We start from the raw sequence: 12851 nt of genomic DNA on the forward strand, positions 1-12851 counted from the left end.
CTTCCCCTTGTTAGCCATGGCCAGTGTTCGGCCATCAAGAGGAGCTAAGAACTGCGAGTCCGGGATGTCAATGAGCGAACCGGCTCATGGCGCCTATACTGCGGTGCTTTGGAACAAAATCGCCCGAAGCCGAACCTGAGCAGATCGAATCAGCCTGGACGGCACCTGCCCTAGCGCCCGCCCAGAGCCATCGCGACCTTTTCGCGCCGGCGTTCCATGGAAGACGGGATCCTGAGCGATTCCCGGTATTTCGCGACGGTGCGCCGGGCGATGTCGATGCCGCCGGCCTTGAGCCGCGTCACGATGGCGTCGTCCGACAGCACGTCGTTCGGGCTTTCCTCGTCGATCATCTGCTTGATGCGGAAGCGAACCGCCTCGGCGGAGTGCGCCTCGCCATACCCCGTCGCCGCGATCGCGGCCGAGAAGAAGTACTTCATCTCGAAGACGCCGCGCGAGCAGGTCAGGTACTTGTTCGAGGTCACGCGCGAGACTGTCGATTCGTGCATGCCGATAGCGTCGGCGACCGTCTTGAGGTTGAGCGGGCGCAGATGCTCGACGCCATGGGCGAAGAAGCCGTCCTGCTGGCGCACGATCTCGCTGGCGACCTTCAGGATGGTGCGAGCGCGCTGCTCGAGCGAACGCGTGAGCCAGTTCGCCGTCTGAAGGCATTCGGCGATGAAAGCGCGCTCCTGGTCGCTGCGTGCCGATTTCGAGACGCGGGCGTGATAGGTCTGGTTGACCAGCAGGCGCGGCAGGGTGTCGGGATTGAGGTCGATCAGCCAGGAGCCGTCCGGCGCCGCGCGGATGAACACGTCGGGCACGACGGTCTCCGCGGCGGATCCACCAAAAGCACGGCCCGGCTTGGGATCGAGCCGGCGAATCTCGGCGACCATGTCGGCGATATCCTCGTCATCGACGCCGCAGACCCGCTTCAGCGCAGCAAAATCGCGCCTGGCGACGAGGGCCAGGTTGGCAACCAGCGCCTGCATCGCCGGATCGAAGCGATTCCGGTCGCGCAGCTGGATCGCCAGGCATTCTGCGACGTCGCGTGCCGCCACGCCGGATGGGTCGAAACTTTGGACCACGGCCAGCACCGCCTCGACCCGTGCGGCGGCCACGCCCAGCCGCTCGGCGAGGTCCGCAACCGTCTCGGCGAGATAGCCGCTGTCGTCGACTGCATCGATGAGGTGACGGCCGATGATGCGGTCGGCCGGATCGTCGACTGCGAGGTCGAGCTGGGCGCTGAGGTGGTCGTGCAGCGACAGTTCGGCCGTCAGGCCGCTCTCGAAGCCCTCCGCCCCATCCTCGAAGGAGCCGCCGGACGATCCGTAGCTGCCACCGACGATCGGCAGGCTTTCCGTCCCCGCCGTATCGCTGCGCGCCACGCTGGGCTGCTCGCCCTGGAAGACGTTGTCGAGGCTGGTGCCGAGACGCCCCTCGATTCCTTCCAGCGTGTTCAGGCTCTCGGCGCGCTCGAAGCTTTCGGCATCGGCCGCGAGCGGACCGTCCGCACCATTCGCGTCAGCCGGGAGATCGGCGCCGTCGTCGCGCTCCAACAGCGGATTGCGCTCCAGTTCGCCCTCGACAAAATTCTGAAGTTCGAGGTGGGAGAGCTGGAGAAGCTTGATCGCCTGCAGGAGCTGCGGCGTCATCACCAGGGACTGTCCCTGGCGCAATTCCATGCGCGGCATCATCGCCATGCGCGAAAGGCCCTTCTGCGACGGCGCACCAACGGCACGCTTCTTGCTTTCCGCGCAGACCCTAGCGCCCTGCCGCCGTCACGTCAAAGCCGCCGCGACGGCTGTCGACAAGCCGGTTAACGCATCGCAGCACGATGCTCCGATCGCGGAAAAGCTCCTGCGCCCCTAGAGGCGGAAATCCTCGCCGAGATAGACCCGGCGCACGTCCGGATTGGCGATGATCTCGGCCGGCGAGCCTTCAGTGAGCACGCGGCCGGAATGGATGATGTAGGCCCGGTCGACGAGGCCCAGCGTCTCGCGGACGTTGTGGTCGGTGATCAGCACACCGATCCCGCGATCGGTGAGCTGGCGCACCAGCGCCTGAATGTCGCCGACGGCAATCGGGTCGATGCCGGCGAAGGGCTCGTCGAGCAGGATGAAGGACGGCTTGCCCGCCAGCGCGCGGGCGATCTCGCAGCGACGGCGCTCGCCGCCCGACAGCGCGATCGAGGGCGCCTTGCGCAGGCGCGCGATGCTGAACTCCTCGAGGAGCTGATCGAGCTGACGCTCGCGCGCCTTGCGGCTGGGCTCGACCACCTCCAGCACGGCGCGGATATTGTCCTCGACCGTAAGACCGCGGAAGATCGACGCCTCCTGCGGCAGGTAGCCGATGCCAAGCCGGGCGCGCTGATACATCGGCAGCGCCGTGATGTCGTTGCCTTCGAGCGAGATGACGCCGAGATCGGCGCCGACGAGCCCGGTGATCATGTAGAAGATCGTTGTCTTGCCCGCGCCGTTGGGGCCAAGGAGCCCGACCGCCTCTCCCTGACGCAGGTAGAGGCTGGCGTCGCTGACGACGGTGCGGCCGCCATAGGTCTTGCGCAGCCCTGCGACCGCCAGGATGCCCGGGCCGCCGATCGCAGCCGCTGTCAGCCGGGCATCGCCGGGACGGGCCGCCTCCGGCTTGCGGCCGAACAGGCCGCGCAGGCGTGCCAAGGCACCGGGGCCATTTGCGACCTTCGGCGCCGGCTTCTGCGGGGCGCGGGGGGGAGCTTCGGAAACGGTCACTGCAGCCCTATCGCCTGGCACAACTCAGTTCGTCGGTTTGGCGCCGGCGGCCGGCTTGGCGCCGGGCTTGCCGGCCTCCGTCTTGTTCGCGTCGGTCGAGTTCGGCACGAAGAAGCCCTGCACGCGGCCGCCCTTGTTAGTCTCGACATTGGCGACGCCGGTCACCGTATTATAGGTCAGCTTCTCGCCGCGGGTGATGTTCGGTCCGTCGTTCAGCGCGACATTGCCGGTCATGATGACGAGATTATTAGCGCGATCGAACTCGGCATTGTCGGAGGTCGCGGCCTGGGTCTTCGAAACGACGGTCACCGGGCCCTTGCAGAGGATGCGCTTGATCGACGAGTCGTTGCTGTTGGGGGTGGCCGGCGCGGCAGGCTTCGCAGCCGCCTGCGCCCCGTTTGCGCCCGCCTGGGCGCCCTGACCGCCGCGCCCCTCATAGAGCACGGTCATCACGGTGCAGCGCACAGTGGTGTCGCCCTGAACCGCAACGACGTTGCCGGTGAAGACCGCCTTGTTCTCCTTGTCGAGCACGTCGAGCTTGTCGGCGTCGATCTTGATCGGCTCCTTGCTGTCGCCACCCAGGCCGCCGAGCGGCGAGGAGGCGCTGGCGCCCTTCTGCTTGGGCTGGGCGAAGCCGGCCTGAGGAGCCGCCAGAAGCGCGAGACCGGTCGCCGCCAGCAGCATGGCGACCCGGCACGCGCGCGCGATACGGAGCGTCTCAGCGGGGGCTCTCATGTCACTGCCTCTTTTCGTTGCCTTGCGGGGCCGCAGAGCCCGCGGGAGCCGTGGGGTTCGTCTTCAGCAGTTCCGGCATCGGCGTGCTGCCTTCGCGCTCCGGCCCGGCAATGGTCCCGGCCGGCGCGTTCTTGATCAGCACCCTGACGCGCCCTTCGAAGGCGATCACTTCGCCGTTGTTCTTCACGTCGAGCGTGTTCGCGTCAACCGTCGTCTGATCCATATGGACAGTGACAGGCTCCTTCGAGACGACCGTCCCGGCCTTGAAGTCGACATCGGCCGTCCGCATGCTCATGTCGTGACCGCTCTCGGTGCGGATCTTGACGTCGTCGACGAGCTTGAGCTTCTCCTTCTGCGTATCGAAGAGGCCCGTCTTCGCATTGACGGTCACCCAGCCCTCGCGCTCCATCTGGATGCGGGCGAGCAGAGTCTGCAGCTCGATCTGCGTCGGATTGCGAATCTCCTGGAAGGCATTCTCGGCCGTGACCTGATAGGGCCGGTTGTCCTTGCGATAGCCGGAGAGCTTCGGCGTCTCCATCCTGACCTTGCCGCCGGTGATGCCGACCGAGCCGATCGAGACGTTCTGGAGCTTGCCGCTCAACGGGTTGAGAAACGGCACGACGATCAGGCCGAGCACCGAGACGACGGCGACGACGGGAATGGCCCGACGCAGGAAGCGGACGAGGCGCGTATGCCGCTGCGCCGCCACGAACGCGGCTTTCCGACGCAAGGCATGCTTCGACAGCCCGGCTGTCGGGTGGTTAAAGGTCATTGCCACAGTCATGCCCCGCGCAATGGCAGTCGCTCACGGCTTTTTCGTGTCGCCGGACGAACCGCATCGCGCCCCCGCGCTGCCCGCCCTTTCCTAGGAAAGCGGGAAATCACTCCCGCTTGCGGGCAGACTGACGCCAAAAGCCTTCGAAATTGTCAAGTGTGAGCGAAGATATCGGTCTCCTCCCAGCCGGCGAGATCGAGCTCGGCGCGGTAAGGCAGGAAGTCGAAACACGCTTTCGCGAGGTGGCTGCGCCCTTCGCGGGCAAGCATCGCCTCGAGCTTCTGATGCAGCGCATGCAGGTGCAGCACGTCGGAGGCGGCGTAGGCGAGCTGGGCCTCGCTCAGCGTGTCGGCGCCCCAGTCCGAGGATTGCTGCTGCTTCGACAGCTCGACGCCGAGCAATTCGCGGACGAGATCCTTCAGCCCGTGACGGTCGGTATAGGTGCGGGCGAGCTTCGAGGCGATCTTGGTGCAGTAGACCGGCGTGGTGACGACGCCGAAGGCATGGCGCAGCACGGCGACGTCGAAGCGGGCGAAGTGGAAGAGCTTCAGCACCGCCGGATCCTCCAGCAAGCGGATCAGGTTCTTCGGGCGCCCGGGGTCCTTGGGGATCTGGACGACGTCCGCCGTGCCGTCGCCGCGCGAGAGTTGGACGACGCAAAGCCGGTCGCGATGCGGGTTGAGGCCGAGCGTTTCGGTATCGATCGCGACACTCGCCCCGGCGTCGTAGCCGTCAGGAAGATCACCACGATGGAAACGGATGGTCATGCTCGCAACCTCACTGATCCGGCAGCGACGGCCGGCTCGTCAACACACACTCTGATTCGACAGCCGCCCATGGGAAAGCCGTCGCAGCAACCTCCCGCAGCTAGCGGGCCACTTCGCCCCATTCAAGTATTTTCTGAAATGGCACAAGGATTTGAGCCGCCGTTAACCCTTTATTCACCATAAGCTTCAATCCGCGGCCTGGGCATGCGACAAGAGGGCAACGGAGTCCGACGCATGTCCCCGATCCGCCTGTTCACTGATCTCGACGGCCGCATCGGCCTCAGGAGCTTCTGGCTCGGCACGGCCACGGTCGCGCTCGCGCTGCTCACGATCCAGCGGGTTGCGCCGCAACTGACCGCCCCCGCGACAGCCGCCATGGTGATCGCCTTCGCGAAGGCCTTCGCGCTGTTTCCCTGGTGCGCGCTGGCGGCCAAACGCGCCCGGGATCGCGGCGGCTCCGCCGTGTTCGGCATCCTGTTGATCTGCACCATCGTCCTGCCGGAGCAGATGCTGGCCCATGTCCCGTTCGCCTGGAGGCCCTCGCTCGAGGCGATCGGGACGATCGCTTGGGTCATCGCCTTCATCGATCTCGGCCTGATGCCCTCGGCGCATCGGGACGAGGATGAGCTTGCGGCGGTCACAACGAGGGCCAAAGCATCGGACTGAATTCGATCCGATGCTTTAGCCCTTTGATTCTGCATCGGCTTTCCCCGAAAACCGCGTTCCACTTTTCCGGCCGATGCTCTAAAGCGGCGGGATGACCGCCGAACAGACCTCTCCCCTTCCCTCACTCGATTTCGATCCCGCCGACCCGGTCGCTCTGACGCAGGCGCTGGTGCGTTGTCCTTCCGTGACGCCGGCCGAAGGCGGTGCGCTCGCCCTCCTTGCTGCGGTGCTGACCGCTGAAGGCTATACGGTGCACCGCCCGGTCTTCAGCGAGCCTGGCATGCCCGATGTCGAGAATTTCTACGCCCGGATCGGCAACGAGGCGCCGGTCTTCGTTATCGCCGGCCATACCGATGTCGTACCGGTCGGCGACGAGGCGGCTTGGACCCGCGCACCCTTCGCGGCCGAGATCGAGGATGGCGTCCTCTATGGGCGTGGCGCCTGCGACATGAAGGGCGGCGTTGCCGCCATGATTTCAGCCGCGATCCGCTATCGGCGCGAGAATCCGCAGGCGCCGGGCTCGATCGCCTTCCTGATCACCGGCGACGAGGAGGGGCCGGCGGTCAACGGCACGGTGAGGCTGCTCAAATGGGCGCATGAGCGCGGCGAGCGCTTCGACCATTGCCTGCTGGGCGAGCCGACTAACCCGGCCGCCATGAGCGACATGATCAAGATCGGCCGGCGCGGCTCGCTGACGGGTGAGCTCACCGTCAACGGCATCCAGGGCCATGTCGGCTATCCGCATCTCGCCGACAATCCGATCCGCGGCATGGTGCGCCTGCTGGCGGCGCTCGACGCCACGCCCCTCGACCAGGGTACCCAGCATTTTGACGCCAGCAATCTCGAGGTGACGACGCTCGATGTCGGCAATCCGGCGACGAACGTCATCCCAGCGCAGGCGAAAGCCGTCTTCAACATCCGCTTCAACGACATCTGGACGCCGGAGACGCTGGCAGCCGAGATCGAGCGCCGGCTGCGCGAGGCCGCCGGCAACACGGTGCGCTACGAGATCCGGTTCCGGCCGACCAATTCCGTCGCCTTCCTGACCGAGCCCGGCCCCTTCGTCGCGATGGTGGCCGACGCCGTCGAGGCCGAGACCGGCAAGCGACCGGCGCTTTCGACCACCGGCGGCACCTCGGACGCCCGCTTCATCAAGAGCTATTGTCCCGTCGTCGAATACGGCGTCGTCGGCAAGACGATGCACCAGGTCGACGAATGCGTCGCCGTCTCCGATCTCGTCGCGCTGGAGCGGATCACGCATCGGTTACTCGCCAGCTATTTTGCAGCGCAACACGGGACTTGACGTCGCCCGCGGGCGGATCATTATTGGCCTTAGACGAAAGTCTAAGATCCTTTGATGGAGTTCGCGATGAGGCTCGATGCCGACGACGTCGCGCGGTCGCTGCGCGGGTCCTGGCGCCTGATGACGAAAGGTGCCGAGGCGCTTCCCGAACTGGACCTCAGCCGCGACGGTTTCTGGCGCTCCTTCCTGGCCTTCGCGCTGATGCTGCCGGCGACGATCGCTATCCTCGCCGCGCTGCGGCTGGCGGCCGGCCTCAGCAATGCCGGCGGCCTGTTCGGCGCCCCTTCGCTGGCGCTCTCAGTCGCCGCTGCGCTGTCGCTCGCCATCCTGGTGGTGCCAGCCTTCCTGATCCTGATCCGGCCGGAGCTGGTGCAGTCGCCGCGCTTCACCAGCTTCGTCATTGCCTGGAACTGGGGCGGCATCGTCTCCGCCAGCCTGATGGCCGTTCCGGCAACGGTCTACGCGCTGGGCTGGTCGCCCGCCACGCTCGCACTTGTGCAGTCGGCCTTCTTCGCCGCGATCGTGCTGCGGCTGCGTTATTGTGTGGCCCGCGCCACCTTCGGAGCCGGAAAAGGGATCGCCATGCCGCTCGTCATCGCCAGCGTCGTGCTCGACTATGGCGTGATCCGGGGCTTCGGCCTGCTCTGACGCAGGCGCATTTTCTCCACGCGAACCGGTGCCCGCTTCGCTCGAAAAATGCGCTATTCGTAATCCACGCCGGCGAGATAGAGCCCACAGGATGGCGCCAGCGCCGCGCATTGCGAGCGGTCGCGTGCCGCCAGCACGGCGCCCATCTTCTCCTCGGGCCAGCGTCCCGCGCCGACCATCTTCAACGAGCCGACGATGGAGCGGACCTGATGATGCAGGAAGGAGCGAGCGTGGGTGTAGATCACGATCTCGCCGCCTTCGCGCCGGACGTCGAGCCGGTCGAGCGTGCGGATCGGACTGTTGGCCTGGCATTCGGCGGCGCGGAAGGTAGTGAAGTCGTGCTTGCCGAGCAGCGCCTTGGCGGCGCGGTCCATCGCCTCGTGATCGAGCCTGACCGGAACATGCCAGACGCGATTGCGCTCCAATGCCGGCGGCGCCCGCCGGTCGAGGATACGATAGATGTAGTAGCGGCGCCTCGCCGAAATGCGGGCGTCGAAATCATCCGGCACGCTCTCGGCACTCAGCACGCTGACCGGCACCAGTGCCTTCAGCCGGGCATTGGTCGCGTCGCGCACGACATCGGTGCGCCATTCCTTGTCGAGATCGACATGGGCGACCTGATGGGTGGCGTGGACCCCGGCATCAGTGCGCCCGGCGCAATGCAGGCGCACGGCATGGCCGCAGAAGGCCTCGACCGCCTCCTCGACGCTCTGCTGCACGGACGGGTCGCTCGCCTGGCGCTGCCAGCCCGAGAAGCGCGTGCCGTCATATTCGATGACGAGCTTGTAACGGGGCATCAGAGCTTGTCGCCGGCCCCGAGCCGGGCGCCGCGCAGGAACTCGGCGCCGCTCATCGGCGCCTTGCCGGCGCGCTGGACCTGGAGCAGCTTCACCGCACCGATCGCGCAGGCGATGGTGCCTTCGTCATCGAGCAGGGTGCCAGGCTCAGCCGCACCGCCAGCGCGCGCGGTGCGCAGGATCTTGAGCCGCTCGGGTCCCTTGCCGAGGTCGATCTCGGCGAAGGCGCCCGGGAAGGGCGACAGGCCGCGCACCAGATCGTGCACCTGCTGGGCCGGGCGGGCCCAGCTCAGCTTCGCCTCGGCATTGGCGATCTTGGCGGCGTAGGTCACGCCCTCTTCGGATTGTGGCGTGAAGCGCAATCCGCCGCGCCCGAGCGCCGCCAGAGCGCGCACCATCAGGTCGGCGCCGAGGGTGCTCAGCCCATCGTGCAGCTCCCCCGCCGTCATGTCAGGGCCGATGGCCAGCGTCTCGACCATGCCGACCGGACCGGTATCCAGCCCGGCTTCCATCTTCATCACGCAGACGCCGCTTTCGGCATCGCCAGCCATGATCGCGCGCTGGATCGGCGCCGCGCCGCGCCAGCGCGGCAGCAGCGAGGCGTGAAGATTGAGGCAGCCGAGCTCCGGCAGATCGAGGATCGCCTGAGGCAGGATCATGCCATAGGCGACGACGACGGCGACATCGGCCTCATGGGAGGCGATGATCTCGGTCTGCTCGGGTGTCTTCAAGGTCGAGGGCGTGAAGACGGGGATGCCGAAGCGCTCGGCCGCCCTGTGCACCGGCGAGGGCTTGAGCTCGAGGCCACGCCCTGCCTGCGCCGGGGCGCGGGTGTAGCAGGAGACGACCTCATGCCCTTGCCCGACGATCTCGGTCAGCACCGGCACGGCGAAATCGGGCGTGCCCATGAAGATGACGCGCAAGCTCATATGCTCAATATTACCTCAGCTCCGGCAGGGGCGCCGGACGGAATGGAGCAACCCTCATCCTGAGGAGCGCTTCGCAGAAGCGCGTCCCGAAGGATGCTCCAAGAGACTCCCGAGCCATCTGGACCATCCTTCGAGGATGACGGCTCGGATCATGGGTGTCGACTACGCCGCGCGCTCGCGCTTCGCGGCCTTGGCGAATTTCTTGGTCACCCGCTCGCGCTTCAGACGCGAGAGATGGTCGATGAAAAGCACACCATCGAGATGGTCGATCTCATGCTGCAGGCAGGTGGCGAGCAGACCGTCGGCCGCGATCTCCTGCGTCTTGCCATCGATGTCCGTGTAGCGGACCTTGACCTCGGCCGGCCGCTCGACCTCCTCGTAATATTCGGGGATCGACAGGCAGCCCTCCTCGTAGACGCTGAAATCCTCCGAGGACCAGGTCACCTCCGGGTTGATGAAGACCTGCGGCTTCCTCGACTCCGGCTCCTCGCCCTCCTTCGCCTCGGGCTTCGACAGATCGATCGTCACCACGCGCAGCGGCACGCCGATCTGGATCGCGGCGAGACCGATGCCGGGCGCGTCGTACATGGTCTCGAACATGTCGTCGACCAGCGCCCGAACCTCGGGCGTGACGGCCTCGACCGGCTTCGAGACGAGGCGAAGCTGGCTGTCGGGCAGGATGACGAGCGGGCGAATGGCCATGGGATTCCGCAGGAAAAGAGCTTTGAGCCCGGGACATAAGCATTTGTGGGCAAGCGGTCAAACTGTTCCGCTTTCGTTCGCAATTCCAACTCGAATCAGTTAGGCTCCGGTCATGAATGCCATTGCCTTCATCCTGCTCGAACGGCCCGTGACCTGGGCGGAAGCGGCGCTCGGCTTCGCGGCCTTGAGCCTCGCTCTGTTGCTGATGGCGGTGATCGCGAGCTGGCGCGGCAGCCGCAACCGCGCGATCGAAGCGGCAATGGCGGCCGAACGCGCCCGTGAAATGGACGACAAGGTCGCGGAGATGAACCGCCAGCAGGCGGAGCTCGCCGGGCGGATGCAATCCATGGCCGAGATCCTCTCGACCCGGCAGGGCGACCTCGCCCGCCTCGTCGCCGAGCGAATGGATGGCTTACGCCAGCAGGTCGGCGCCGGGCTGGAGCGCAATGTCCAGCAGACCACCGAAAGCCTCGGCAAGCTGCAGGAGCGGCTGGCGGTCATCGACAGCGCCCAGAAGAACCTGACTGACCTCACCTCCGAGGTGGTGACGCTCAGGGACGTGCTCGCCAACAAGCAGGCGCGCGGTGCCTATGGCCAGGGCCGGATGGAGGCGATCATCCGCGACGGTCTGCCCGCCGCGTTCTTCGCCTTCCAGCCGCAATTGTCGAACGGCAAGCGGCCGGACTGCCTCGTCACGCTGCCCGGCGACGGGCGCGGGCTCGTCATCGACGCCAAATTTCCGCTGGAGAGCTTCACGCTGCTGCGGGAGGCGCGCGGCGACGACGCGAAGAAGGCGGCCGGCCAGCGCGTGCGCAACGATGTCGGCGTGCATGTGAAGGACATCGCCGAACGCTATTTCCTGCCCGGCGAGACACAGGACGTGGCCCTGCTCTTCGTGCCATCGGAATCGATCTATGCCGATCTGCACGAGCATTTCGACGATGTCGTGCAGCGGGCACACCGGGCGCGCATCATGATCGTCTCGCCCTCGCTGCTGGCGCTGGCGATCCAGCTCATGCAGTCGCTGGTGCGCGACGCGCGGATGCGCGAGGAGGCGCAGGTCATCCAGACCGAGGTCGGCAAGCTGCTCGACGACGTGCGCCGACTCGGCGAGCGCGTCGACAAACTCGACAATCATTTCCGGCAGGCGCAGGACGATGTCGGCCAGATCAAGACCTCGGCCGGCAAGGTCACCAGCCGCGCCGAGAAGATCGGCGCGCTCGATTTCGACGACGAGAAGAGCGAGCCGAAATTGCCCTTCGCCAAGGGGCTGGAGCTGAAGGCTGCGGCGGAGTGATCAGCCGCGGTTGAGCGCGGCTGAGAGCTCCGGCTTCACGTTCAGCGTCTGAAAGACCACGCAGTAGCGCTCGGTGAGCTTGAGCAGCGTGTCGAGCTTCTCCTGCGGCGCGTCGGTCTCGACATCGAAGGAGAGACGGATCGCCTTGAAGCCGACGGCGGCATCCTTGGCGACGCCGAGCGTACCGCGGAAGTCGAGATCGCCCTCGGCGCGGACAACACCCTTCTTCAGCTCGATCTCCAGCGCGGTCGCGACCGCCTTCAGCGTAACGCCGGCACAGGCGACCAGCGCCTCCAGCAGCATGTCGCCGGAGCAGAGCTCCGCCCCCGAACCGCCCGTAGCCGGATGCAGGCCAGCCAGCGCGATGGCGCGGCCGGTCTCGACCTTGCAGGCGATGTTCTGGTCGTCGAGCTCGCCACGGGCCTTGAGCGTGATGACCGCGGCGTCCGGGTTGCTGCGATACGCGTCCTTGAGCGGCGCCTGCAAGGCGCGCAGCGCGGTGATGTCCATGGAACCGACCCTCTCGTTCGAGCGGCGAAAATCGCGTCTCGCGGCTGATAGGCCGAAGCCGCGGCCCGCGCCAGCCCCGCCGGCCGGTCTCAGGCCGCCGCTGCCGGTTGCTCCTGCTGCGGCACTTCCTCGCGCGAGCAGCGCTCCAGAGCATGGCGCAACTCGCGCCTCGCCGCCACGAAGGCAGCCGAGCGCCGGTCGCGCGGGCGCGGAAGCAGGTTGTCGAGGGCGTAACGGATGCGGCCGGTTCCGGGCTGCGTCACGACGATACGGTCGGCCAGCGCCACGGCTTCCTCAACCTCCCGCGTCGCGAAGAGGATCGCGGTGCGGCTTTCGCGCACTAGCGCCAGCAGCAGGTCGTAGAGCATCGCCCGCAATGCCGGATCGAGCGTCGCAAAGGGCTCGTCCAGCAGGAGCAGTTTCGGCCGCGCCACAAGGACCCGCGCTATGGCAAGGCGCTGCTGCTGTTCGATGGAGAGCTCGTCCGGCCGGCATGCCGCATGGCCGGCAAGGCCCGCGCGCACCAGCGCATTCGCCACCAGCCCCTCGCGTTCGAAGGCCGAGCGATGCGGCAGGCCGAAGCCGAGGTTCTCCGAGACGCTGAGCCAGGGGAAGAAAACAGGTTCGCGCGCGATGGTCCCGATGTCGGCCCGCGAGCCAGCAACGGCCGCGCCGCCGAAACGAATCGCGCCGAGACCGGATTCACCGTGGCTGGCGGCGAACCGCGACAGGGCGCTCTTGCCGGAACCGTCACGACCGAGCACGGCCACGACCTCACCCCGCGACACCTCGAGGTCGATCGCCTTCAGGGCGAGCGTCTCGTCCGCGCAAATCTCGGAAATCTGATCGAAGCTCGACATCAAACGATCCCTCTGTCGACGATACGAGGGATCGAAGCAGCCTTGCTGCCTCTTCCCACGCTTTAGCTGCATTTGTTTCGCGCCCGCAAGCTGCTGGCTCAAATCGGCGCGTATC

At 66.6% G+C, this 12851-nt stretch carries 15 protein-coding genes; 5 read left to right on the forward strand and 10 right to left on the reverse strand.

The window, feature by feature from the left end; translation table 11 throughout:
- Positions 1-170: 170 nt before the first annotated feature.
- A complete protein-coding gene (gene rpoN / locus CE453_RS23665) occupies positions 171-1700 on the reverse strand; it encodes an RNA polymerase factor sigma-54 (protein WP_089176805.1) in 1530 nt (509 codons plus the stop codon).
- On the opposite strand from rpoN, the gene CE453_RS29000 reads away from it, so the two are divergent.
- Entirely contained in the window at positions 1681-1869 is a 189-nt protein-coding gene (locus CE453_RS29000) for a hypothetical protein (RefSeq protein ID WP_198302432.1), read from the forward strand. The two genes, rpoN and CE453_RS29000, sit on opposite strands and share 20 nt — an antisense overlap.
- Here CE453_RS29000 and lptB read toward each other — a convergent pair.
- From lptB to CE453_RS23685, 4 genes are all read right to left on the reverse strand, one after another.
- Complete coding sequence (lptB, locus tag CE453_RS23670) at positions 1866-2675, reverse strand: LPS export ABC transporter ATP-binding protein (protein ID WP_089178116.1); 810 nt, start codon at positions 2673-2675, stop codon at positions 1866-1868. The two genes, CE453_RS29000 and lptB, sit on opposite strands and share 4 nt — an antisense overlap.
- A gap of 96 nt (positions 2676-2771) precedes the next feature.
- Positions 2772-3482: an LptA/OstA family protein gene (locus CE453_RS23675; protein ID WP_089176806.1), complete on the reverse strand. Its 711-nt coding sequence runs from the start codon at positions 3480-3482 to the stop codon at positions 2772-2774.
- 1 nt (position 3483) lies between these two features.
- The gene (gene lptC / locus CE453_RS23680; RefSeq protein WP_157733167.1) at positions 3484-4212 is read right to left on the reverse strand and encodes an LPS export ABC transporter periplasmic protein LptC; all 729 of its coding nucleotides are present in this window, start codon (positions 4210-4212) and stop codon (positions 3484-3486) included.
- Positions 4213-4409: 197 nt separating this feature from the next.
- Positions 4410-5024 carry a ribonuclease D gene (locus CE453_RS23685; protein ID WP_089176808.1) on the reverse strand — a complete coding sequence of 205 codons (615 nt, stop codon included), beginning with the start codon at positions 5022-5024 and terminating at the stop codon, positions 4410-4412.
- 234 nt (positions 5025-5258) lie between these two features.
- Here CE453_RS23685 and CE453_RS23690 point away from each other — a divergent pair, with 234 nt between their 5' ends.
- The 3 genes from CE453_RS23690 (at position 5259) to CE453_RS23700 (ending at position 7641) form a co-directional block, all read left to right on the forward strand.
- Positions 5259-5690, forward strand: coding sequence for a DUF805 domain-containing protein (locus CE453_RS23690; RefSeq protein ID WP_089176809.1), 432 nt, complete (start codon positions 5259-5261; stop codon positions 5688-5690).
- Positions 5691-5781: 91 nt separating this feature from the next.
- Entirely contained in the window at positions 5782-6993 is a 1212-nt protein-coding gene (gene dapE / locus CE453_RS23695) for a succinyl-diaminopimelate desuccinylase (RefSeq protein ID WP_089176810.1), read from the forward strand.
- A gap of 66 nt (positions 6994-7059) precedes the next feature.
- Positions 7060-7641 carry a hypothetical protein gene (locus CE453_RS23700; protein WP_157733168.1) on the forward strand — a complete coding sequence of 194 codons (582 nt, stop codon included), beginning with the start codon at positions 7060-7062 and terminating at the stop codon, positions 7639-7641.
- A 53-nt stretch (positions 7642-7694) separates the two neighbouring features.
- Here the strand turns inward: CE453_RS23700 and truA are convergent, their stop codons facing one another.
- The 3 genes from truA to def all read right to left on the reverse strand — a co-directional run bounded on the left by truA (position 7695) and on the right by def (position 10069).
- The gene (truA, locus tag CE453_RS23705) at positions 7695-8438 is read right to left on the reverse strand and encodes a tRNA pseudouridine(38-40) synthase TruA (protein ID WP_089176812.1); all 744 of its coding nucleotides are present in this window, start codon (positions 8436-8438) and stop codon (positions 7695-7697) included.
- The gene (fmt, locus tag CE453_RS23710) at positions 8438-9367 is read right to left on the reverse strand and encodes a methionyl-tRNA formyltransferase (protein WP_089176813.1); all 930 of its coding nucleotides are present in this window, start codon (positions 9365-9367) and stop codon (positions 8438-8440) included. The genes truA and fmt overlap by 1 nt, the downstream gene beginning before the upstream one ends.
- Positions 9368-9529: 162 nt before the next feature.
- On the reverse strand, positions 9530-10069 hold the full coding sequence (def, locus tag CE453_RS23715; RefSeq protein WP_089176814.1) for a peptide deformylase: 540 nt from the start codon (positions 10067-10069) through the stop codon (positions 9530-9532).
- Between the two features lie 112 nt (positions 10070-10181).
- On the opposite strand from def, the gene CE453_RS23720 reads away from it, so the two are divergent.
- Complete coding sequence (locus CE453_RS23720) at positions 10182-11366, forward strand: DNA recombination protein RmuC (RefSeq protein WP_089176815.1); 1185 nt, start codon at positions 10182-10184, stop codon at positions 11364-11366.
- Here the strand turns inward: CE453_RS23720 and CE453_RS23725 are convergent, their stop codons facing one another.
- Positions 11367-11876 carry an OsmC family protein gene (locus CE453_RS23725; RefSeq protein WP_089176816.1) on the reverse strand — a complete coding sequence of 170 codons (510 nt, stop codon included), beginning with the start codon at positions 11874-11876 and terminating at the stop codon, positions 11367-11369. It lies immediately after the preceding gene.
- An 89-nt stretch (positions 11877-11965) separates the two neighbouring features.
- Entirely contained in the window at positions 11966-12736 is a 771-nt protein-coding gene (locus CE453_RS23730; protein WP_157733169.1) for an ABC transporter ATP-binding protein, read from the reverse strand.
- Between the last annotated feature and the right edge of the window lie 115 nt (positions 12737-12851).

Source organism: Bosea sp. AS-1, from assembly GCF_002220095.1.
In the GTDB taxonomy this organism is placed as follows: Bacteria; Pseudomonadota; Alphaproteobacteria; order Rhizobiales; family Beijerinckiaceae; genus Allobosea.